At 74.9% G+C, this 22,257-nt stretch carries 19 protein-coding genes; 9 read left to right on the forward strand and 10 right to left on the reverse strand.

Translation table 11 applies throughout. The features are described from left to right. Positions 1–525 precede the first annotated feature (525 nt). Positions 526–1,308 carry a GntR family transcriptional regulator gene (locus tag ABT106_RS23510; RefSeq protein WP_267718920.1) on the reverse strand — a complete coding sequence of 261 codons (783 nt, stop codon included), beginning with the start codon at positions 1,306–1,308 and terminating at the stop codon, positions 526–528. 291 nt (positions 1,309–1,599) lie between these two features. Here ABT106_RS23510 and ABT106_RS23515 point away from each other — a divergent pair, with 291 nt between their 5' ends. The 3 genes from ABT106_RS23515 to ABT106_RS23525 all read left to right on the forward strand — a co-directional run bounded on the left by ABT106_RS23515 (position 1,600) and on the right by ABT106_RS23525 (position 5,951). Then, positions 1,600–2,478, forward strand: a complete 879-nt coding sequence (locus tag ABT106_RS23515; RefSeq protein ID WP_351280613.1) for an alpha/beta fold hydrolase — start codon at positions 1,600–1,602, stop codon at positions 2,476–2,478. A gap of 235 nt (positions 2,479–2,713) precedes the next feature. Then, positions 2,714–4,300 carry an alkaline phosphatase D family protein gene (locus tag ABT106_RS23520; RefSeq protein ID WP_351280615.1) on the forward strand — a complete coding sequence of 529 codons (1,587 nt, stop codon included), beginning with the start codon at positions 2,714–2,716 and terminating at the stop codon, positions 4,298–4,300. A gap of 196 nt (positions 4,301–4,496) precedes the next feature. Then, a complete protein-coding gene (locus tag ABT106_RS23525) occupies positions 4,497–5,951 on the forward strand; it encodes a GNAT family N-acetyltransferase (RefSeq protein WP_351280617.1) in 1,455 nt (484 codons plus the stop codon). On the opposite strand, the gene ABT106_RS23530 is transcribed toward ABT106_RS23525, so the two are convergent. Next, a complete protein-coding gene (locus tag ABT106_RS23530) occupies positions 5,866–7,098 on the reverse strand; it encodes a trans-sulfuration enzyme family protein (protein ID WP_351280619.1) in 1,233 nt (410 codons plus the stop codon). The genes ABT106_RS23525 and ABT106_RS23530 overlap by 86 nt on opposite strands. 60 nt (positions 7,099–7,158) lie before the next feature. On the opposite strand from ABT106_RS23530, the gene ABT106_RS23535 reads away from it, so the two are divergent. Further along, the gene (locus ABT106_RS23535; RefSeq protein WP_351280622.1) at positions 7,159–7,641 is read left to right on the forward strand and encodes an Lrp/AsnC family transcriptional regulator; all 483 of its coding nucleotides are present in this window, start codon (positions 7,159–7,161) and stop codon (positions 7,639–7,641) included. Positions 7,642–7,694: 53 nt separating this feature from the next. After that, a complete protein-coding gene (locus ABT106_RS23540) occupies positions 7,695–9,410 on the forward strand; it encodes a DUF885 domain-containing protein (protein WP_351280624.1) in 1,716 nt (571 codons plus the stop codon). 118 nt (positions 9,411–9,528) lie between these two features. Here ABT106_RS23540 and ABT106_RS23545 read toward each other — a convergent pair whose 3' ends face one another. Beyond that, entirely contained in the window at positions 9,529–10,113 is a 585-nt protein-coding gene (locus tag ABT106_RS23545) for a rhodanese-like domain-containing protein (RefSeq protein ID WP_351280626.1), read from the reverse strand. A 94-nt stretch (positions 10,114–10,207) separates the two neighbouring features. Between ABT106_RS23545 and ABT106_RS23550 the strand changes: the two genes are divergently transcribed. Further along, entirely contained in the window at positions 10,208–10,654 is a 447-nt protein-coding gene (locus ABT106_RS23550; protein WP_351280628.1) for an Lrp/AsnC family transcriptional regulator, read from the forward strand. Here the strand turns inward: ABT106_RS23550 and ABT106_RS23555 are convergent. The 3 genes from ABT106_RS23555 to ABT106_RS23565 all read right to left on the reverse strand — a co-directional run bounded on the left by ABT106_RS23555 (position 10,644) and on the right by ABT106_RS23565 (position 15,525). Beyond that, positions 10,644–13,655 (reverse strand): AAA family ATPase, encoded by a 3,012-nt coding sequence (locus ABT106_RS23555; RefSeq protein ID WP_351280630.1) that lies wholly within the window; start codon positions 13,653–13,655, stop codon positions 10,644–10,646. The two genes, ABT106_RS23550 and ABT106_RS23555, sit on opposite strands and share 11 nt — an antisense overlap. After that, a complete protein-coding gene (locus tag ABT106_RS23560; protein WP_351280632.1) occupies positions 13,652–14,818 on the reverse strand; it encodes an exonuclease SbcCD subunit D in 1,167 nt (388 codons plus the stop codon). Before ABT106_RS23560 ends, ABT106_RS23555 begins: the two co-directional genes overlap by 4 nt. Before the next feature lie 80 nt (positions 14,819–14,898). Continuing rightward, complete coding sequence (locus tag ABT106_RS23565; protein WP_351280634.1) at positions 14,899–15,525, reverse strand: YigZ family protein; 627 nt, start codon at positions 15,523–15,525, stop codon at positions 14,899–14,901. A 97-nt stretch (positions 15,526–15,622) separates the two neighbouring features. Between ABT106_RS23565 and ABT106_RS23570 the strand changes: the two genes are divergently transcribed. Next, positions 15,623–16,027 (forward strand): CoA-binding protein, encoded by a 405-nt coding sequence (locus ABT106_RS23570; RefSeq protein WP_351280637.1) that lies wholly within the window; start codon positions 15,623–15,625, stop codon positions 16,025–16,027. Between the two features lie 71 nt (positions 16,028–16,098). Here ABT106_RS23570 and ABT106_RS23575 read toward each other — a convergent pair whose 3' ends face one another. Beyond that, complete coding sequence (locus ABT106_RS23575) at positions 16,099–16,713, reverse strand: helix-turn-helix domain-containing protein (protein ID WP_351280640.1); 615 nt, start codon at positions 16,711–16,713, stop codon at positions 16,099–16,101. A 107-nt stretch (positions 16,714–16,820) separates the two neighbouring features. Between ABT106_RS23575 and ABT106_RS23580 the strand changes: the two genes are divergently transcribed. Then, on the forward strand, positions 16,821–17,687 hold the full coding sequence (locus ABT106_RS23580) for an EamA family transporter (RefSeq protein ID WP_351280642.1): 867 nt from the start codon (positions 16,821–16,823) through the stop codon (positions 17,685–17,687). A 102-nt stretch (positions 17,688–17,789) separates the two neighbouring features. Here the strand turns inward: ABT106_RS23580 and ABT106_RS23585 are convergent, their stop codons facing one another. After that, complete coding sequence (locus ABT106_RS23585; protein ID WP_351280645.1) at positions 17,790–18,557, reverse strand: acyltransferase; 768 nt, start codon at positions 18,555–18,557, stop codon at positions 17,790–17,792. A gap of 166 nt (positions 18,558–18,723) precedes the next feature. On the opposite strand from ABT106_RS23585, the gene ABT106_RS23590 reads away from it, so the two are divergent. Next, positions 18,724–19,269 (forward strand): gamma carbonic anhydrase family protein, encoded by a 546-nt coding sequence (locus ABT106_RS23590; RefSeq protein WP_351280647.1) that lies wholly within the window; start codon positions 18,724–18,726, stop codon positions 19,267–19,269. A 43-nt stretch (positions 19,270–19,312) separates the two neighbouring features. Here ABT106_RS23590 and ABT106_RS23595 read toward each other — a convergent pair whose 3' ends face one another. Both ABT106_RS23595 and ABT106_RS23600 read right to left on the reverse strand, forming a co-directional pair. After that, entirely contained in the window at positions 19,313–19,978 is a 666-nt protein-coding gene (locus ABT106_RS23595) for a DedA family protein (RefSeq protein WP_351280649.1), read from the reverse strand. A gap of 59 nt (positions 19,979–20,037) precedes the next feature. Next, the coding region (locus tag ABT106_RS23600) for a glycoside hydrolase family 3 protein (protein WP_351280652.1) at positions 20,038–22,257 on the reverse strand (2,220 nt) is incomplete at its 5' end.

Below are 22,257 nucleotides of genomic sequence, written 5' to 3' on the forward strand. Positions count from 1 at the left end.
CAGTACAGGATGTCGCCCGCCTGAAGGGCACTCAGGGACACCGAGGTGCCGAACGACTCCACCGCGCCCCCAGCCACCCTGGCAGCCCCGAGTCGCCCCAAGTCGCCCCGAGTCGCCCCGGGCCGCCCCCGGCGGCAGCCCCCGGCCGTCCCGACGGCGGACCTCCCCCGCCCCGGGCCTCCCCCGCCCCTGGCCTCCGCCGGGCCCGTCCTCGCGTGCGGGCCGGTCGGGCGTCTGCGGCCTGACCGTGTTCCGGTGCCACGGGGGTTCCGTCCCGCTGCCCGTGACCGGACCATTCCGGCGCTGCGGAACCGGGCCGCGCTTGCGGCGGGGCTCGTCCGGTTCCTCGTGGGGCCCCGGGCCGGGCACCGGCGTAGCCACGACCGGCGTACAGGGTGGCCGTGGGCGCCCGGGAAACGGGGACGGCCCGGCGCTGGGCGCCGGGCCGTGCGGGACGGTACGAGGGACTGGGCGGGGTGCCGGTCGTTCCCGTTCTCCGGGGTCACGCCGCGGGCGGCGGGCCCGTCAGGAGGCGACGCGGGGCTCGTGCGTGATCTCGACGTCGCCGGAGTCGCCGAAGGTCAGACGGCAGGTGTCGGCGCGGTACGTGGCCACCGACACGGCAGCCGTGCCCGCCGCGGTGAAGTAGCGGGTGGTGACCAGGAGCACCGGGGCGCCGGGAAGCCGGTCCAGCTCACGGGCGTCGTCGGCGCGGGCCGAGCCGAGCTCCACCGAGCGGTCCTGGCCGTCGAGGGCCAGCCGCTGGAGTTCACGCAGGACGGCGCGGGCGCGGGCCGGTCCGGCCGGGGCCTCGATGGCGGGCAGTCCGGGCACGGAGGCGGCCGGGACGTACAGCAGCTCGGAGGCGACGGCCTGGCCCTGGGTGACCCGGGTCCGGCGTACGGTCTGGACGGGCTCGTCGGCGGCGAATCCCGCGCCGTCGGCGGCGCCGGTGCGCAGGAGCGCGAGCACGGCGGCGGGCGGCAGTCCCTCCACCGCGTCCACGGGCTCCCAGCCGTCGACGCTCTCACCGGGCCAGCTGTGCTGAGGGCTGCCGACGGCGACACCGACGCGCGGCGGGGCGACCGTGGTGCCGACGCCGCGACGCCGCTGCAGGCGTCCTTCGAGCTCCAGCTGTTCCAGCGCCTGACGCAGGGTGGCGCGGGCGACTCCGAAGCGAGCCGCGAGCTCGCGCTCGTTCGGCAGGACCTCGCCGACGGCGAAGTCCTGGTCGAGCGCTTCGCTGAGGACGGTCTTCAGGTGCCAGTACTTCGGCTCCGGCGCCGTTTCGAGCTGCGTGGTCCCCACCCTGACTCCTCCTGCCATCGCTGCACTCGCCGTGTGATCCAGCGGCAGTTCCGCGCCCTTGTTTATTAAAGGTTCCTGCACTATCCCTGCGACGATAGGACGGCACACTCCCTTGGTCAAGACCAATGCTCATCCCTTGCGGGGCAGATCGGGCATACGTATCAAGCCGTTCACGGGATGTTCTCGTGCGCACGGAGGGCTTGTAGTCAAGCCCTACCGGACGGTAGTCATGTCGGCAGGCATTACTGACAGCTCGTCTCGCACGCGTCCGTCCATCCGACGAGGAGCAGCATGACCGCCACGGTCTCCTTCACGATCGATTCGCCGCTGGGCCCCCGCAGCACCACCGTCGCCTACGAGCGCAAAGGCTCCGGCGAACCGCTTCTCCTGTTGCACGGCATCGGCCACCACCTCCAGGCCTGGCACCCGGTGAGCGACATCCTGGCCGCCGAGTTCGACGTGATCGCCGTCGACCTGCCCGGCTTCGGCGCCTCGGAGCCGCTGCCCGAGGGCGTTCCGTACGACCTGGGCACCGTCGCCCCCGCGCTCGGCGCGCTCTGCGCGGCGCTCGGCGTCGAGCGCCCGCACGTCGCGGGGAACTCCCTCGGCGGCCTGCTCGCGCTCGAAATGGCCCGCAGCGGTCTCGTCCGCTCGGTCACCGCCCTCTCCCCCGCCGGGTTCTGGACCGAGGGCGAGCGGCGCTACGCCTTCGCGGCCCTGCTCGCGATGCGTGCCGGGGCCAAGACGCTGCCGCGCCCCGCGCTGGAGCGGCTCGCGCGCAGCGCCGCCGGCCGGGCCGCGCTCACCGGGACCATCTACGCGCGCCCGGCCCGCCGTTCGCCGCGGGCCGTGGTCGAGGAGACGCTCGCCCTGCGCGACGCCACCGGTTTCGAGCAGACCCTGGCCGCCGGCGGCTCCGTACGGTTCACCGCGGACGTGCCCGGGCTGCCGGTCACCGTCGCCTGGGGCACCCGCGACCGGCTGCTGCTGCGCCGCCAGGGGATCCGCGCCAAGCGGACCGTGCCGGGCGCCCGGCTGATCCGGCTCCCCGGCTGCGGACACGTCCCGATGAACGACGATCCGGCCCTGGTCGCCCGAGTGGTCCTGGACACCGCCCGCAGCGCGCGCCTCCTGACCACCGGAGCGGCCGTCGGCGCCTCGGCCGCCTGAGCCGTCGGAGCCGCCCCAGCCGCCGGCGCCACCCAGGACAACGGCGCCACCCGGGACACCGGTGGCCCCGGCCATCGGCACGTCCCACGGCACCGGCCCCGTCCGCGGCCCGCCCCCGACCCCGACCGAGCCGCTGACGGTTGTTCATCCGCGGTTCGCGCGGCCGACGCGGCCGGGCCGGGGTGCGGCGGCACGCTGGTCCGGCCACGCTCCGCCGGCCCCTGGAGACGCCACCATGGCACCGACGCCGCACACCCGCCGCTCCCTCCTCGGCGGTTCCCTCGCCCTGTCGTCCGCGCTGCTCGCCGCGCCGGCCCTGGCCGTCCCGGCGCTCGCCGCCGCGCCGGCCTTCGCCCGCTCGGGCCGGCCCCACGCCTTCTGGGGCGTCCAGTCCGGCGAGGTCACCGCCCATGCGGCCACCGTCTGGACCCGCTCCGACCGACCGGCCCGGATGTACGTCGACACCTCCCCGAGCGAGTCGTTCCGGTACGCCGTACGCCGCCACCGGGGGCCGCTGCTCGGCCCGTCCGAGGACTTCACCGGAACCACCGTCCTGCGGGACCTCCCGCCGGGACAGCAGATCCACTACCGGGTGGTGCTGGCCGACCCCGACGACCCCCGCCGCACCTCCGAGCCGGTGCACGGCGCCTTCCGCACCACCCCGGTCTCCCGCCGCCACGACGTGCGGTTCCTGTGGTCCGGGGACCTGGCGGGCCAGGGCTGGGGCATCAACCCCGACCTGGGCGGCTACCGCGTCTTCGAGGAGATGCGGCTGCGGGACCCCGACTTCTTCCTGTTCAGCGGGGACACGGTCTACGCCGACGGCCCGATCCAGCCGACCGTGGCGCTGCGCGACGGCACCCTCTGGCGCAACGTGACCACCGAGGAGAAGGCGAAGGTGGCCGAGACCCTCGCCGAGTTCCGGGGGAACTTCCGCTACAACCTGCTCGACGGCAGCCTGCGCGGCTTCAACGCCCAGGTTCCGGTCCTGGCGCAGTGGGACGACCACGAGGTGCGCAACAACTGGTATCCCGGTCAGCTGATCGACGATCCCCGCTACACCGTCAAGGACGTCGACACGCTGGCCCGCCGCGCCCGCAGAGCCTTCGGCGAGTACTTCCCCGTCACCGACCTGCGCGGCGGCCGCACCGAGGGCCGCATGTACCGGGTGATGCGGTACGGACCGCTGCTCGACGTGTTCGTGCTCGACATGCGCACCCACCGCGGCGCGAACTCCCCCGGCCGCTCCACCGACGATCCCGTGGGCATCCTCGGCTCCGAGCAGCTGTTGTGGCTCAAGCGCGAGCTGTCCCGCTCCCGCGCCACGTGGAAGGTCGTCGCCGCCGACATGCCGCTGGGGATCGTCGTCCCCGACGGCGCGACCGACTTCGAGGCGGTCGCCCAGGGCGACCCCGGCGCCCCGCTCGGCCGCGAGCTCCAGATCGCCGAACTCCTGCGCCACATCAAGCACCAGCGCATCACCGGCACCGTCTGGCTGACCGCCGACGTCCACTACACCGCCGCGAACCACTACGCGCCCGAGCGGGCCGCCTTCGGCGACTTCGCGCCGTTCTGGGAGTTCGTGTCCGGTCCGATCGGGGCGGGCGGCTTCCCTGCCGGGCGGCTCGACGCCACCTTCGGCCCGCGGACCGCGTACGTCCAGTCCGCTCCCGTGGCGAACATGTCCCCGTCCGAGAATCCCCCGTACTACGGCGAGGTCGACATCGACGGCGGCAGTGGGGAACTGACGGTCCGGCTGCGGCGCCAGGGGGGCGGCGTCCTGTTCACCAAGACGCTCCGGCCCGGTCAGGTGGGCCAGTAGCGGGCCCCGGGGCGCGCCCTCCCACGCTCCGCGCCCCGGGGCCGCCGCACCCCGCCTCGTCGGCTCCCTCGGACGTATACCGTCCGAATTCAGGAAATGACCCGGAAAACCGAATGAAATCGGCCAGATCGATACTTAACCAGTCGGTCACAGATCGTTCGTGATCACGCAACACCCTTGGGCCACAGTGGCGTGCATGACTGACCGTACGCATGCCCCCGCCCAGCGTTCCCACCGCCACCACTGGCGCCGCGACGTCGTCGAACTGGCCGCGCTCTTCTGCGCCGTCGCGGTCGCCGACGCCATCGCCAATCTCGTCGTACACGCCCCGAGGGGCCCGGTCCTGCTGGTCGCCTCGGCCGTCGCGCTCCTGTTCACCGCGGCCTTCCACACCTGGTGGGCCCGGCGCCACAGCCATGCGCCGCCGCCGGCCGACACCGCCCCCAGCGATACGGCGACGGCCGACGGGGCCGGTGGGGCCGGCGGGGAGCCCGCCCCGGCTCCCGCCCCCGCCCTGTGGCGGATGCGGACGACCGTACGGGACGAGCCCGGCTCCCTGGCGGCGCTCTGCACCGCCCTCGCCCGCAACAGCGTGGACATCCTGACCCTCCAGACGCACCCGCTCCCCGAGGGCGGCACCGTCGACGAGTTCCTGCTGCGGGCCCCGCAGGCGCTGCCCTCCGCCGACCTGACCCGCGCCATCGCCCGGGCCGGCGGCCACAGCACCTGGATCGAGCGCGCCGACGCCCACGACCTCGTCGACACCCCCACCCGGGTCCTCGGCCTCGCCACGCGCACCGCGCTGGACGCCGCCGAACTCCCCCTCGCGCTGCGCCAGCTCCTCGGCCGCTGCACCATCCACTCGATCCCCGCGACCACTCTCTCCGGCCGCCCCAACGCGGGCGCCGACGCCCCGGTCGAAGGGGTCCTGGAAGCCACGGTGATGCGGCTGCGCGACCCCTCCGGCGGCGCGATCACCGTGGAGCGGCCGTACCTGCCCTTCACCCCCACCGAGTTCGCCCGCGCCCGGGCGCTGGTCGAGCTCGACGCCCGGCTCGGCCCCCGCGTCCCGCGCAGCCAGGACGTGCTGACCCTGCCCGAGGGCAACGAGATCACCGTGCGCCGCGCCGACGGCTCCGACCTGCCGGCCGCCCGCGCGATGCACGACCGCTGCAGCGACCGGACGCTGTCGCTGCGCTACCACGGGCCCGTCGCCGACGCCGACCGCTACCTCGGGCACCTGCTGAGCCCCCGCTTCGGGCGCACCCTCGCCGCCACCACCGCCTCCGGCAAGCTCGTCGCCCTCGGCCACCTGCTGTGGGACGGCGACGAGACCGAGGTCGCGCTGCTCATCGAGGACGACTGGCAGCGCCGCGGCATCGGCTCCGAGCTGCTGCGCCGGCTGATCGCGATGGCCGTGGAGGCCCGGTGCGACAGCGTGTACGCCGTCACCCAGGCCTCCAACACCGGCATGGTCGCCGCCATGCGCGGCCTGGGGCTCCCCCTCGACTACCAGATCGAGGAGGGCACCCTGGTGATCACGGCCAGGCTGGACGCGGCCCGGGTCAGTTCCCGGCCGCCGCACGAGCCGCCGCCCGCGCAGCACTCGTACGGGGAGCGGCGGCAGGAACGCAAGCAGGGGCAGCGGTAAGCGGGGAAGCCGCGCCGAGCGCCTGGTCCAGATCGGCCCACAGGTCGTCCACGTCCTCCAGCCCGACCGACATCCGCAGCAGCCGGTCGCTCACCCCGGAGGAATGCCGGTCGCCCTCGGCGACGATCCGGTGGCTGATGGAGGCCGGGTGCTGGATCAGGCTGTCGACACTGCCGAGGCTGACCGCCGGGGTGATCAGGCGTACGGCACCGATCACCGCGTGCGGGTCGCCGGAGGTCTCGAAGGCGACCATGGCCCCGCCGATCCGCGGGTAGTGCACCCGCTCCACCCGCGGGTCGTCAGCGAGGCGCCGGGCCAGTTCGGCGGCGCTCGCGGACGCGGCCCGGACCCGGACCGGCAGCGTCGAGAGGCCGCGCAGGAGCAGGTATCCGGCCAGCGGGTGCAGGACGCCGCCGGTCGCGAACCGCACCTGGCGGAGCTTGCGGGCGAAGTCCTCGTCGCAGGCGACGATGCCGCCGAGCACGTCGCCGTGGCCGCCCAGGTACTTGGTGGCGCTGTGCAGGACCAGCCGGGCCCCGCTCTCCGCGGGCCGCTGGAGCACCGGGGTGGCGAAGGTGTTGTCGACCAGCAGCGGCACCTCCCCGCAGGAGTGGGCGGCGGCCCGCAGGTCGATCTCCGCGAGGGTCGGGTTGGCCGGGGACTCGATCATGACCAGCCCGGTGTCCGGGCGGATGGCGTCCGCGATGCCCGCCGGGTCCACCCAGGTGACCTCGGTGCCGAGCAGTCCGCTGCCGAGCAGGTGGTCGCTGCACCCGTAGAGGGGGCGTACGGCGACCACGTGCCGCAGGCCCATGGCACCGCGCACCAGCAGGGTGGCGGTCAGGGCGGCCATGCCGCTGGCGAAGGCGACGGCGCTCTCCGTGCCCTCCAGACGGGCCAGGGCCGTCTCGAAGCGGGCGGTGGTCGGGTTGTCGAGGCGCGAGTAGACCGGCGGGCCCTCGGGGCGGGCCCCGGTGGTGGCGAACTCGTCGATGCGGGCGGCCTCCGCCCGGCTGTCGTACGACGGGTAGGTCGTCGACAGGTCGAGCGGAGGCGCGTGCAGCCCGAGCCGTGCGAGGTCCTCGCGTCCGGCGTGCACTGCTTCGGTGGCCAGCGACCGTCGTGCGGTCTGGGCGTTCGTCTCCATGCCCGGTACTGTGCGCGGCCGACCGGCTATGGCGGCAAAACGCCGTGCTACGTTCGGCCAATGTCCGATTCCGTTGCTTTGGATCCGACCGATCTGCAGATTCTGCGGCTCCTGCAGAACGACGCCCGGACCACCTACCGCGACCTCGCCGCCGAGGTCGGCGTCGCCGCGTCCACCTGTCTGGACCGGGTCGCGCGGATGCGCCGCTCCGGGATCATCCTCGGGAACCGGCTGCGGCTCGATCCGGCGAAGCTCGGCCGCGGCCTGGAAGCGCTGCTCCTGGTCCAGGTGCGTCCACACCGGCGCGAGCTGATCGGCCCCTTCGTGGACCGGGTGCGCTCGCTGCCCGCCTCCCGCGCCGTCTTCCACCTCACCGGGCCCGACGACTACCTGGTGCACGTCGCGGTCGCCGACCCGGGAGAGCTCCAGCGCCTGGTCCTGGACGAGTTCACCTCGCGGCGCGAGGTCGCCCGCGTCGAGACCCGGCTGATCTTCCAGGAATGGGACTGCGGGCCGCTGCTGCCGCCCACTCCCGCGGGCTGAGGACCGGGGACGCGGTGATGACGCGGCGGTGTCCGCCGTACGAAGATGGCGGCATGTCAGAGATCTTGCAGAACGACAGTGCCGCGCGGCTGCCCCGTCAGGTGGCCGACGCGTACGTCGACGACCTCGTCGCCATCGACCCGATCACCGGCACCTACCTCGGTGTCGCCGCCAGTTCCGGCAGCCTCCCGGACTTCTCCCCGGCAGGCCGGGCGGCCGCCGCCGAGCTGTCCCGCACGACCCTCGCCCTCCTGGACGCCGCCGAGCGGCTGCCCGGCGGCGACAGCGACGCCGAGCGCCGCTGCGCCCGCCTGCTGCGCGAGCGGCTGACCGCCGAACTCGCGGTCCACGAGGCCGACGAGCACCTGTGCGCGGTCAGCAACATCCACAGCCCCGTCCACTCCGTCCGCGAGGTCTTCACCCTCACCCCGGCCGAGACCGACGAGGACTGGGCGGCGATCACCGAGCGGCTGCGCGCCGTCCCGGCCGCCCTCGCCGGGTACCGCGAGAGCCTCGCACTCGGCCTGGAACGCGGCCTGTACGCGGGCCCGCGCCCCACGGCCACCTTCATCGGGCAGCTCGGCACCTGGGCCGGCGACGCGGACGGCACGGACGGCGCCGAGCCCGCCTTCTTCGAGGACTTCGCCTCCCGCGGCCCGGACTCCCTGCGCGCGGGCCTGGACGCGGCGGCCGCGGAGGCTACCGCCGCCCTCGGCTCGCTGCGGGACTGGATGCGCGAGGTGTACGCCCCGGCCGTCGAGGGCCGGCCCGACACGGTGGGCCGCGAGCGCTACGCCCGCTGGTCGCGCTACTTCAACGGCACGGACCTGGACCTGGACGAGGCGTACGCCTACGGCTGGTCGGAGTACCACCGGCTGCTCGCCGAGATGAAGACCGAGGCGGCCAGGATCCTGCCGGGCGCGGGCCCCTGGGAGGCGCTGGCGCACCTGGACGAGCACGGCACCCACATCGAGGGCGTGGACGAGGTCCGGGACTGGCTCCAGGGCCTGATGGACGAGGCCGTCGAGAACCTCGACGGCACCCACTTCGAACTCGCCGACCGCGTCAAGAAGGTGGAGTCGAGGATCGCCCCGCCGGGCGGCGCGGCGGCTCCGTACTACACCAGCCCCTCCGAGGACTTCTCGCGGCCGGGCCGCACCTGGCTGCCCACCATGGGGCAGACCCGCTTCCCGGTGTACGACCTGGTCTCCACCTGGTACCACGAGGGCGTGCCCGGCCACCACCTCCAGCTCGCGCAGTGGACGCACGTGGCGGACCGGCTCTCGCGCTACCAGGCCACCGTCGGCATCGTCAGCGCCAACGCCGAGGGCTGGGCCCTGTACGCGGAACGGCTGATGGACGAGCTGGGCTACCTCAAGGACGCCGAGCAGCGCCTCGGTTACCTGGACTGCCAGATGATGCGGGCGGCGCGGGTCATCGTGGACATCGGCATGCACCTGGGCCTGCGGATCCCGCAGGACTCGCCGTTCCACCCGGGCGAGACCTGGACGGTGGAGCTGGCCCAGGAGTTCTTCGGCCTGCACAGCGGCCGGCCGGCGGACTTCGTCGAGAGCGAGCTGACCCGCTACCTGTCGATGCCGGGGCAGGCGATCGGATACAAGCTGGGCGAGCGCGCCTGGCTGCTGGGCCGGGACAACGCCCGTGCGGCGCACGGCGATTCCTTCGACCTGAAGGCCTGGCACATGGCGGCCCTCTCGCAGGGGTCGCTGGGGCTGGACGACCTGGTGGACGAGCTGTCCAAGCTCTGACGGCCAACGGCCAACGCCACGGCCACGGCCGCAGCCGCCCGCGCCGCGGGAACGGGCCGCTCCTTCGTGCGGCCCGTTCCCGACCGCGCTTGCCGTCCGGTCCGGCCCGGATACGGCGTCAGCAGCCGCAGTCGTCCGAGCCGGTGGGGGCGGTCAGCGGGTCGGCTTCGGCGCGCCGCTCGCTGCCCCGCCAGGTCTCCACCTCGAAGCCTTCGCGGATCCAGTACTCGATGCCGCCGAGCATCTCCTTGACCTGGAAGCCGAGTTCGGCCAGGGCGAGCGCGGAGCGGGCGCCGCCGTTGCAGCCGGGCCCCCAGCAGTACGTCACCACCGGCAGGTTCCGGTCGAGGAGCCGCTCGGCCCGCTCGGGGACCAGGGCGGTGGGCAGGTGGACGGCGCCCGGAACGTGCGCCTGGTCCCAGGACGGGGTGGAGCGGGAGTCGACCAGCTGGAAGCCGAGCGGCACGCCCTGCTCGCGGTGGGCCGCGAAGGCGGCGGCGACGTCGGACACGTCGGTGTGGAAGGCGAGGCTCGCGGCGAAGTAGGCGGCGGCCGTGGCAGGCGGGGCCGGGGGCACCCGGAGCAGGGGGCTGATGCCCGTGGGGGTGGCGGGCGAGTGGGTGGCGGGCGAGGGGGTGGCGCCCGCGCGGGTCGCGGTGGCCGTGGTGCCCGGGCCGGTGGTCTGCGTGTGCGTCGTCGTCATGGCTCAAAATCTACGATCGACCGATCATCCCAGGAAGTGACATTCCCCGGCTCTTCCGTTGCCCGACCGGGGAAACCCCTGCTAGACCTGCGGCATGACCGACCATTCCCCGGACGCCACCGACTGGCGCATCCTCGAAGCACTCCAGCGGGACGGCCGCGCCAGTTTCACCGAACTCGCACGCGCCGTGTCCATGTCCGCGAGCGCCGTCACCGAGCGGGTCCGCCGCCTGGAGGAGGTGGGCGTGATCACCGGGTACACGGCCGTGGTCAGCCCGGAGAAGCTCGGCAAGTCGATCCTGGCCCTGGTCAGGCTGCGCTATCCGCACGGCAACTACAAGCCGTTCCACGACTTCCTGGACGCCACCCCGGACATCCTGGAAGCCCACCACGTCACCGGCGACGACTGCTTCGTGCTCAAGGTCGCCGCCCGCTCGATGGCGCACCTCGAGGAGGTCACGGGCCGGATCTCGGGGCTCGGCTCGGTGACGACGAGCGTCGTGTACTCCTCGCCGCTCCCCCGCCGCCCGCTCAGTCCGTGAGCGCGGCGGTGCGGTGGCGCACGACCGAGCCGCCGCGCTGCTTGACGATCTCCAGCTGGGCCTGGACCCGGGTCCGCAGGTCGGCCACGTGGCTGACGATGCCGACGCTGCGGTCCCGCTCGCGCAGCGAGTCGAGCACATCGAGCACCTCGTCCAGCGCCTGGTCGTCGAGGCTGCCGAAGCCCTCGTCGATGAAGAGGGTGTCCAGGCGCATCCCGCCCGCCTCCTCCGTGACCACGTCGGCCAGGCCGAGCGCGAGGGCGAGCGACGCGAAGAACGTCTCGCCGCCGGACAGGGTGGCGGTGTCGCGCTCGCTGCCGGTCCAGGCGTCGACCACGTGCAGGCCGAGGCCCGACCGGCCGCGTCCGCTCGCGCGGGCGTCGGAGTGGACCAGCGTGTAGCGGCCGCCGGACATCCGCAGCAGCCGTGCCGTCGCGGCGGCGGCGACCTGCTCCAGGCGGGCGGCCAGGACGTACGCCTCCAGGCGCATCTTGCGCTCGTTGTCGGCGGAGGTGCCCGCGGTGAGCCCGGCCAGCCGGGCGACGCGGTCGTAGGCGTCCCGCAGCGGGCCGAGGGCCCGCAGTTCCTGATCGGCCCGGCGGGACAGGGCGTCCAGTTCGGCGCAGCGGACCCGGGCGGCGTCGTGGGCGGATCCGGCCGTACGGAGCTTCGCCGCGGCGCGGGCCGCGGCGGCCTCGGCGGCTTCCGGCGCCGCCGGGGGCAGCGCCGCGGCCTCGGCGGCGCCAATCTCGCCGCGGCGGTCCGCCAGCAGGGCCTGCTCCGCCTGCCAGGCGTCCAGCCGGTGCTGCAGGGCGGTGCGCTCGTACTCGGGGAGCACGGCCTCGGCGGCGGCCTCGACGGTGTCGAAGCCGGCCTTGAACGCGGCGTCGGCGAGCTGGTCGTCGGCCTCCTTCAGCCGGGCGGCGGTCGTCTCGGCCCGCCGCAGCGCACCGGCCGCCGCCGCGACCATCCGGACCCGGTCCTCCAGGGTGCGGGCCCGGGCGGCGACGGTGGGCGCGTCGCCCCGGACCTGGGCGAGCTCGGCCTCCAGGGAGGTCTGCTCCCGGTCCAGGGCCTCGCGGCGCGACGCCCTCGCGGCGACCCGGCGCTCGGCGTCGAGGCGGTCGGCGCTGCGCGCGGTGTGCTCCCGCTCGGCCCGGGCGAGGTGCTCCCGCGCGGTGTGCAGTCCCGCGGCGGCGGCGTGGGCGGCGGCGTGCCGGGCGCTCAGGTCCGAGGCCAGGGCGTCGAGTTCGGCGGTGGTGGCGTCCCCGGCGGCAGCCGCGGCCCCGGCGCGGGCCTCCTCCAGGGCGGCGAGCCGGAGCCCGGCGGCGGCCCGGGCCTCCTCGGCCCGCTCGAAGGCGGCGTGGGCGGCGTCCTCGGCGTCCCGGTCGACGTGGCCGGGGGCCGGGCGGGCCGGTGCCGGGTGCGCGGCGCTGCCGCACACGGCGCAGGCTTCCCCGGCGACCAGGGCTTCGGCCAGCTCGGCGGCGATCCCGCGCAGCCGGGCCTCCTTGAGCTCCAGCCAGCGCTCCCGGGCGGCGGCCGACTCCGCCCGCACGGCGAGCAGTTCGTCCTCGGCGCGCCGCGCGTCGGCGGTGAGGGCATCCCGTTTCCGGGCGGCCTGGAGGCGCTGCCGGGCGGGTTCCAGCCGGCCGGCGAGCTGTTCGGCGAGCGTCGCGGCCTGCTGGGCGGCGTCGACCCGCGCGGCCAGGGCGGCCCGGGTGGTGTCCCAGCGCTCCAGCCACTCGGCGGACTCCTGGTGCTGCTCCTCGGCGGCCCGGGCCTCGCGTTCCAGGTCGGCGCGCTCGCGGCCGATCTCGGCGCTGCGCTGCTCGGAGCGCCGGGCGGCGCCGAGCGCGCCGAGGTCCTCGCGCAGCCGCTGCTCGACGGAGGCCAGGTGCTCGGTGCCCGCTTCGGCGAGGGGCGGCGGGAGTTCCGCGCGGGCGGCCGCCTCGGCGTGGGCGGCGGTGAGGTGCGCGGCGGAGGCCGCTCCGCGCAGTTCCAGGGCGGGGGCCACCAGGGCTCCGCGCCGGGCCCGGTCGAGCAGGCGGCGTACGCGTTCCCGCTCGGGCTCCGCCTCGGCGAGCGCGGCGGCCCGGCGGGTGGTCTCGGCGTGGCGGCGCTGGAGGCGGTCGAGCTCCCGCGCGTCCTCGGCGGCGCGCCGGGCGGCGGCGTGGCGGCTCTCGACGGCGGCGAGGGCGTACTCGGTGACGGTGAAGCGCTCCCGGGCGGCGCACCGGGCGACGGCAGCCCAGGCGCGGACGGCCGGGGCGAGTCCGGGGTCGCCGGGCTGAAGCCCGGGCAGCGGCCAGTCCCGCAGGTCGGCGCTGTCGCCGGCGGCCTGGGCGAGCCGCTGGGCGGTGTGGAGCACCTTCTCGTCACCGGCCCGGACCCCGGCCTCGGCGGCCCGGCGGCGGTCGCCGAGCAGGGCTTCGACGGCGGCGAACCGACGGGTGTCGAAGAGCCGCCCGAGCAGCCGGCCGCGGGCGGCCTCGTCGGCCCGCAGGAACCGGGCGAACTCCCCCTGCGGCAGCAGCACCACCTGGCAGAACTGTTCGCGGCTCATGCCGAGGATCTGCTCGATCTCCTCGCCGATCTCCTGGTGGGAACGGCTGAGCCCGCCCCAGCCGTCGGCGGTGCGTTCGCGCAGCAGGCTCTGCGCCCTCTCCTTGGTGGTGCCCGCGCCGCGCTTCTTCGGCCGGTCCTGCTCGGGGCGCCGGGTGATCTCCAGGCGGCGGCCGCCCGCGGTGAGTTCGAGGGTGACCTCGGTCGGGGTCCCGGCGGCGGCGTGGTCGCTGCGCAGGCTGGTGCCGGGGGCCTGGCGGGGGCCGGGGACCGATCCGTAGAGCGCGTAGCAGACGGCGTCGAGGACGGAGGTCTTGCCCGCGCCGGTGGGTCCGTGGAGCAGGAAGATCCCGGCGCCGGAGAGCGCGTCGAAGTCGATCTCCTGGGGTTCGGCGAAGGGGCCGAAGGCGGTGACCTTGAGCCGGTGCAGCCTCATCGGTGGGCCTCCCGCAGGCCGTCGTCGACCCGTACGTCGTCGAAGGCGCCCTGGAGCACGGCCCGTTCGGCCTCGTCGGCCCGGCCGCCGCCGCGGACGTGGGCGACGAAGTCCTCGGCGATCTCCTGGTCGCTGCGGCCCCTGAGCCGCTGGGCGTAGGAGACTCCGGGCTCTTCCTCGCGGCCCTCGGGGTCGAAGCCGAGGCTGAGAACGTGCGGGAAGCGGGTGGCGAGCCGGGCCATGGGGTCGTCGGGGCGGACCGGGTCGGTCAGGACGGCCTCGACCCAGGAGTCCTCGTGCGCGGTGTGCGCCGGGTCGCCGAGCAGGTCGTCCAGCCGGCCGCGCAGGCGGCTGAGGGCGCGCGGTACGGGGGTGGCGATCCGCTCGGCGGCGATCTCGCCTCCGGCGCCGAGTTCGACCAGCCACATGGTCTTGCGGTGGTCGGCCTCGGAGAAGGAGTAGGCGAGCGGGGAGCCGGAGTAGCGGACCCGTTCGGTGATCGTCTGGCAGCCGTGGAGGTGGCCGAGGGCCGCGTAGTCCACGCCGTCGAAGACGGAGGCGGGCACGGCCTCGACCCCGCCGACGGCGATGTCGCGCTCGCTGTCGCTGGCCTGCCCGCCGGTGACGAAGGCGTGGGCCAGGACGACGGAGCGGGTGCCGGCCGGCCGGGCGGCCAGGTCGGCCCGGATCCGGTCCATGGCCGCGCCGAGGACCGCCTCGTGGCCGGCCTTCTCCGCGCCGAACTGGTCCTTGACCAGGACGGGTTCCAGGTACGGCAGCCCGTAGAACGCCACCTCGCCGTGTACGTCGGCCAGCACCACGGGGTCGGCGCAGCCGGCCGGGTCGGTCCTGAGGTGGATGCCGGCCCGGTCGATCAGGCCCGATCCGACGCCGAGGCGGCGGGCGGAGTCGTGGTTGCCGGAGATCATCACGGTGGGCACGCCGAGGTCGGCGAGCCGGTGCAGGGCCCGGTCGTACAGCTCGACGGCGGGCAGCGGGGGCACGGCCCGGTCGTACACGTCGCCGGCGACGAGGAGGGCGTCGACCTCGTGCTCGCGCACGGCCGCGAGGAGGTGGTCGACGAAGGCGGCCTGGGCGCCGAGCAGGTTCACGCGGTGGAAGGCCCGGCCGAGGTGCCAGTCGGAGGTGTGCAGGAACTTCACTCGCCGGTCCCGCCGCACATGCCGTCTCCCCCTGGTCGCCCCGCTCGCCGTTCCTGAACCCCTCTACGCTAACGCGTCCCTCAGGGCGCGTACGTCTCTCCGCCGAGGGTGAGGGTGGCACTGCCCGCCGTACTGTCGGCGAGCCAGGCCGCGAAGCCGGGCAGGTCGGCCTCCGGGACGGCGACCTCGATCTCCACCGCGGCTCCGTAGCGCAGGTCCACGACGGTCCGGCCGGTGGAGCGCAGATCGTTCTGGGTCTTGCCGGCGCGCTGGTGGTCGACGGTGACGGTGGCCAGCCGGTAGCGGCGGCGGGTGACGGTGCCCAGGGCGTCGAGGGCCTCGCCGACGACTCCCCCGTAGGCGCGGATCAGACCGCCGGCGCCGAGTTTCACGCCGCCGTAGTAGCGGGTGACCACGGCGACCGCGTAGCGGACGTCCCGGCGCATGAGCATCTGGAGCATGGGCACCCCGGCGGTGCCGCCTGGCTCGCCGTCGTCGCTGGCCCGCTGGACGGAGGCGTCCGCGCCGATCACGTAGGCGTAGCAGTGGTGCGAGGCGGTGGGGTGCTCCTTGCGGATCCGCGCGACGAACTCCTGGGCCTCCCGCTCCGTCGCGGCGGGTGCGAGCGCGCACAGGAAGCGCGAGCGGTTGATCTCCGCCTCGTGCTCGCCCTCGCGGGCCACCGTCGCGTACTGGTCTGCCGTCACCGCTCCACCCTACGGGGAATCGGACATGTGTCCTTTCGGTTGATCCGGCAGAACGGCAGACCCGGAACTCAGTCCAGAGCATCAGGAGGCGGCGCGCGTGTACGGCGATCCGGCAACCATCCGAAAGATCCTCACCGAAGTCGGCGACACCTGGGCCGTGGTGGGCCTCTCGAACAACCAGGACCGCGCGGCCTACGGGGTGGCCCGCGTCCTGAAGCGCTTCGGCAAGCGCGTGGTCCCCGTGCACCCGAAGGCCGAGACGGTGCACGGGGAGCCCGGGTACCCCTCGCTGGCGGCGATCCCGTTCAAGGTGGACGTGGTGGACGTCTTCGTGAACAGCGCGCTGGCGGGGCCGGTCGCCGACCAGGCGGCGGCCATCGGGGCCGAGGCCGTCTGGTTCCAGCTGGGCGTGGTCGACGAGGCCGCTTTCGCGCGCACCCGCGAGGCCGGCCTGGCGATGGTCATGGACCGCTGCCCGGCCATCGAGATCCCGGCCCTGTAGCCCGGCGGCCGGTCCGTGCGCGGCGCCGCCCCGGTGGGCCCTTCTGGGCACTTCGCGGCGCCGCGCGCGCCTCAGTGCGCCGCGCCGGCCTTCCTGACGGGCACGGGGACCGGCGCCGACACGGGCGGGACCGACACCGCGAGCGTCATCTCCATCGGGACGGAGCCGTCGTTGCGGTAGGAGTGCGCGAGGCCGGCCTCGAAGGCGGCCGCGGCCCCCGCCGGCACCCGGAACTCCTCCTCACCGACCACGAGCGTCAGCTCCCCCGCCGTGACGTGCAGCATCTCGATGGTCCCGGAGGGGTGCGGGGCCGAATCGGTCCCCTCCCCGGGTACCAGGTGCCAGGTCCACAGCTCCATCGGCCCGCGCTCGTCGGTGCCGATCAGCAGGGTCGTGGAGCTGCCCGCCTCGCTCGTCCAGATCCGTACGGCCTGCTGGGGCGCGACGATGCGCACCTGCGGCCCGCGGTCGTGGTCCAGGAGCGCGGAGATGCTGACGCCGAGCGCGTCGGCCAGCCGGACGGTCGTGCCGACGCTGGGGTTCGTACGGGCCTGCTCGATCTGGATGATCATGCCGCGGCTGACGCCCGCCCGGGCCGCGAGCACGTCGAGCGTGAAGCCGCGCTCACCGCGCCAGCGCTTGAGGTTCGCGGCCAGCGACTGCGTGAGCTTTTCGAGGTCGGACAAGGACCCACCACCCTTCAGTCCAATATCGTGGATGACAGAGTGCAGCAGAGTGAACTACCGTGCCCTGTACTCGAACGTTCAATGCACTGTACTGCGAGGTTCCCGCCATGACCGCCCTCTTCGCCCTGGCCACAGCGGTGCTGTGGGGTCTCGCCGACTTCGGAGGCGGGCTGCTCACCCGCCGCGTCCCCGCCCTCACGGTGGTCGTCGTATCGCAGACCGTCGCCGTCGTCGTGCTCGGCTCGGTCGTCCTGGCCACCGGCGCCTGGCACGAGGCCGGGCCGGGGCTCTGGTTCGCGGTGGCCGCCGGCCTGGTCGGGCCGGTCGCCATGCTCAGCTTCTACAAGGCGCTGGCGCTCGGACCCATGGGCGTCGTCTCGCCGCTGGGCTCCGTCGGCGTGGTGGTGCCCGTCGCGGCCGGGCTGGCGCTGGGCGAGCGGCCCGGCCCCGGCCAGTTCGCCGGGATCGCGGTGGCCGTCGTCGGCATCGTCCTGGCGGGCGGGCCGGAACTGCGCGGTGCGCCCGTCCAGCGGCGGGCCGTCGTCCTCACCCTGGTCGCCGCCTTCGGTTTCGGCGCGGTGATGGCCCTGATCTCACACGCCTCCACCACCCTCACCGGCCTGTTCCTCGCGCTGTTCGTCCAGCGGGTCACCAACGTCACCGTGGGCGGCGCCGCGCTCTGGGTCCAGGTCCGGCGCGGCGCCCCGGCCCTCCCCGCGGGCACCGGACCGCGCGTCCTGTGGGGTCTGCTGCCCGCCCTCGCCTTCGTCGGCCTCGCGGACGTCGCGGCGAACGGCACCTACTCCGTCGCCGCCCAGAGCGGCCCGGTCACCGTCGCCGCCGTGCTGTCCTCGCTCTACCCGGTGATCACCGCGCTCGCCGCCTTCGCCGTGCTCAAGGAACGCCTGCGCACCGTCCAGGCGGCGGGCGCCGGCCTGGCGCTGGCGGGCACGGTCCTGCTGGCCGCGGGCTGAGCGGTACCGTCCGGCTCGCTCAACGCCCCGCGGCGTACGACAACACCGCCTCCCCGTACGACAACACCACCGCGGCGTACGGAAGCGGCCTGGACGGCGCCGCTAGAGCGTCCGGGCCGCCTCCTGGCGGGCCTCCGCCTCCGCGAGCTCCGCCAGCCCGCGCAACTGCTCCGGGGTCATCCCGTCGGGGATCGGCACGGGGGCCGGCGTGCGCAGCGGGGGCTGCCAGCCGGTCTCCGGCTCCCAGCGGCGTACGACGCGCGCCGGCGCCCCGGCCACCACGGCGTGGTCCGGCACCTCGCCCCGTACGACGGCGCCCGCCGCCACCACGACGTTGCGGCCGAGCCGGGCGCCCGGCAGGACCACCGCCCCGGTGCCGAGCCAGCAGCCCGGTCCGATCTCGACCGGCGCGCTGCGCGGCCACTGCCGGCCGACGGGCTGGTGCGGGTCGTCGTAGCTGTGGTTCGTGGAGGTGATGTACACCCCGGGGCCGCAGAACGTGTCGTCGCCGATGGTGATCCGGGTGTCGGCGATGACGTGGCTGTCCCGGCCGATCACCACCCCGTTGCCCAGGACCAGCATCGGCTCCGCGCCCAGGTCGAGGTCCGGCATCATCCCGGCGGTGAGGGTGACCTGCTCGCCGATGATGCAGTGGTCGCCCAGCCGGATCCAGCGCTCGCCGAAGACCGTGCCCTGCGGGAAGGCGAGCCGGGTGCCGTGCCCGATCGCGCCGAAGCGCAGCCGCCCCGGGGTCTGCGCGGTGACCGCGCCGGCCCGCTGCATCCAGCGCCACCCGGCGTGGACCGCGCGGTTCGCCAGCCCGCGGCGCAGGACCGCGAGGGATGAGAACGTGTTCTGGTTCTTCGGCACCCGGCCACGGTAGTGGGCGCGGCGGCGGGCGTCCGGGCGGCGGACCTGTGATGTTCACCCCATCGCGGGAGCGCGCGGGCGCGTGCCCTACGGTGCCGGTAGCGCGGCGGGAACCCGTACGGACGAAGACGTACGGGCGGGACAAGCGAAGGCAGAGGAAGAGCACATGACGCAGCAGTCGGCCCGGGCACTCGTGGCGGGCGTGGGCGGGAAGAGCCCCGCCGTCGACCCCACGGCCTTCACGGCTCCCACCTCCGTCGTGATCGGCGACGTCACCCTGGCCGCCGGAGCGAGCGTCTGGTATTCGGCGGTGCTGCGCGCCGACTGCGGACCGATCACGCTCGGCGCGGACAGCAACGTGCAGGACAACTGCACGGTGCACGTGGACCCCGGGTTCCCGGTGTCGATCGGCGAACGGGTCTCCATCGGCCACAACGCCGTCGTGCACGGCTGCACCGTCGAGGACGACTGCCTGATCGGCATGGGCGCGACCGTCCTCAACGGCGCGGTGATCGGCGCCGGTTCCCTCGTGGCCGCGCAGGCGCTGGTCCCGCAGGGGATGGTGGTGCCGCCCGGCTCGCTGGTCGCGGGCGTCCCGGCCAAGGTACGGCGCGAGCTGACCGAGGAGGAGCGCGAGGGCCTCCGGCTGAACGCCGCGATGTACCTGGAGCTGGCGAAGCAGCACCGCGCCGCGGTGACCCCGGAGGTCTAGGGAGTCTCCTCGGCTGCCGCCCGGGAGCGTCGCCGCGCGGTGTTCAGTCGGCGACGCCCACCGGGACCGGCTCGGACGCCTGCGCACCGGCGGTGCGGACCTCCGCGGCCGCCTTCTTCATCCGGCTGCGCACCACCAGCGTCACGGCGAGCCCGAACAGCACCGCGAGGAGCAGCGCCGCCCAGGAGAACCTCTTGAGCCAGGGCTCCGCGACGATGCCGACCGAGTAGATGACGGCCGTGGTGCCGCCGGCCCAGAGGATGCCGCCGAAGACGTTGGCGATCAGGAACTTCCAGTACGGCATGTGCAGTACGCCCGCCAGCGGCCCGGCGAAGATCCGCAGCAGCGCCACGAACCGCCCGAAGAAGACGGCCCACATCCCCCACTTCTCGAAGGAGCGCTCCGCGAGCGCCACGTGCTCGGGCCCGAAGTGCTTGGGGAAGCGCCGGCCCAGCTTCGCCAGCAGCGGCTTGCCGCCCCGGCGCCCGATCGCGTAGCCGATGGAGTCGCCGACGATCGCACCGGTGATCGCGCAGGCGCCGAGCACCACCGGGTCGATGTCGCCGTGCTGCGAGGCCAGCAGCGCCGAGCTGACGAGGACGATCTCTCCCGGCAGCGGGATCCCGAGGCTCTCCAGCCCGATGACCAGACCCACCAGGAGATAGACGCTGACCGCCGGAATCGTCTCCAGCCATTCCTGGATGTGCACCGGTACGTCCTCCCGAAGTCGACTCCGGCGCGCCCCCTGTGACGCGCCGAGCGGGCAGCCTACCGGCTCCCCACCACCGCCTTTGACCTCAGTGGCAGTTCGCGCGACGAGCGGCCCGCGAACACCTCGCGGCGGCCGCCGCCCAGCACCCACGCGTGCCGTTCGGGGTCCCAGGAGGACAGGGCCCTCGGGTCGACGGTGACGGTGACCCGCTGCGCCCGGCCCGGCGCGAGGGTGAGCCGCCGGTAGCCGGCCAGCGCGCGCACCGGCTGGTCGAGCTTCAGCTCCGGCGACGGGCCGACGTACACCTGGGCCACCTCCGTGCCCTTGCGGCGCCCGGTGTTGCGGACGGTGAACTCCACCCGCAGCCCGCCGTGTTCCGGCCGGACGACGAGCTTCTCGTACTGCCACGTGGTGTACGAGAGCCCGTGCCCGAACGGGAACAGCGGGGCCGTGCGCTGCGCGTCGTACCAGCGGTGGCCGACGTGCACGCCCTCGGTGTGCTCCTGCCGTCCGCCCACCCCCGGGTAGCGCAGCGGGTTCCCGCCGACCGGGGTCGCGTCCTCGTCGGCGGGGAAGGTCTGGGTGAGCCGGCCGCCCGGGTCCACGTCCCCGAAGAGGATGTCGGCGGTGGCCCCGGCGCCCTCCTGCCCCGGGTAGTACGTCTGGAGGACGGCTCCGGTACGGGAGAGCCAGGGCATGGTCGTACCGGAGGAGGTGTTCAGCACGACGGTGGTCCTCGGGTTCGCGGCGGCCACCGCCTCGATCAGCCGCTCCTGCCCGCCCGGGAGCGCCAGCGAGGTCCGGTCGGTGCCCTCGGTGGCGTCCTCGTAGGCGAACAGGACCACGCTGCGGGCCGCCTTGGCCGCCTTCACCGCCTCGGCGAGGTCCGCCGCCCGGCTCGCCCCCGTCGTGAGCCGCAGCCGGAACCGCTGGCCCGCGGCCCCGCCCCGGGCGGACACGGCGAGCCGGTGGGCACCCGCCTTGAGGGCGAGGGTGCGGCGGCGGACCGCCATCCCGTCGGGGGCGGTTCCCAGCAGCCCGCCCGCGAACCGCTCCGCCACGCCCTGCCGGACGGGGAACAGCTCCTCCCCGTCGAGGCGCACGCTCGGCCGCTCCCCGGTGTAGTGGACGAGCAGGGTCCACTCGTCGGCGGCGGCGAGCGTGAAGGTGCCCTCGTGACTCCAGGTCCGCCCGGGCTCCAGCCCGCGGTCGTCGAGGTCGGCCGGGGGTCTGAGGAGCACCGGCGGGAGGGGACGCCCGTACAGGTCCTCGCCGAGGGCGTGGCGCACGGTCGAGCCGGTGCCCGCGCGCCGCCGGATCGCGGCGAGCGGGGCGGCGGCCGCGTCGGGGACGACGTGCGCGCTGCCGCCGCCGCCGACGAAGGGCACCTGACCGGTGGGCCCGATGACGGCGATCGAGCGGGCGGCGGCCCCCGCCAGGGGCAGCGTGCCGCGTTCGTTGCGCAGCAGCACCGCCCCGGCCGCGGCGACCCTGCGAGCGGTCCGGGCCCCGGCCGCGGCGTCGCGGGCGGGCCGCGCCGCGGGACGGTCCGCCAGCAGCCCGAAGCGGTCCAGGGTGCTCAGGACGCGGTGCACGGCGAGGTCGACGGTGTCCTGGGAGACGGAGCCGCCGCGCACCGCCTCGCGCAGCGGCGCCCCGAAGTGGGTGTCTGCGGGCATCTCCATGTCGAGGCCCGCGCCGATGGCGGCGACGGTGCTGTGGACGGCCTCCCGGTCGGAGATCACCCAGCCGTCGAACCCCCAGGCCCCGCGGAGCACTTCGTCGAGCAGCGGCCCGCTCTCGCAGGCGTACACGCCATTGACCTTGTTGTACGCGCCCACCACGGCGCCCGCACCGGCGGCCACGGCCGCCTCGAAGCCGCGCAGTTCGGTCTCGTGCAGGGTCTGTTCGGCGGCGATCACGTCGATGGTGTCGCGGCCCTTCTCCTGGTGGTAGAGGGCGAAGTGCTTGACGGCGGCGATGAGCCCCTCGTCCTGGATGCCGCGGATCACCTCGGCCACCAGGTCCGCGGTGAGGCGCGGATCCTCGGCGAAGGTCTCGAAGTTGCGCCCGGCGAACGGGGTGCGGATGAGGTTCGCCATGGGGGCGAGGAGGACGTCCACGCCGAGCGCGCGGCCCTCCCGTCCGAGGACCCGGCCGTACTCGCGGGCCAGTGCCGGGTCGAAGGCGGAGGCGAGCAGGACCGGCGCGGGCAGCGCGGTGGCCGGTGCGGCGACCCGTACCCCGGCGGGCCCGTCGGCGAGCCGCAGCGCGGG

Source organism: Streptomyces sp. NPDC002044 (assembly GCF_040296725.1).
Lineage (GTDB): Bacteria > Actinomycetota > Actinomycetes > Streptomycetales > Streptomycetaceae > Streptomyces > Streptomyces antarcticus.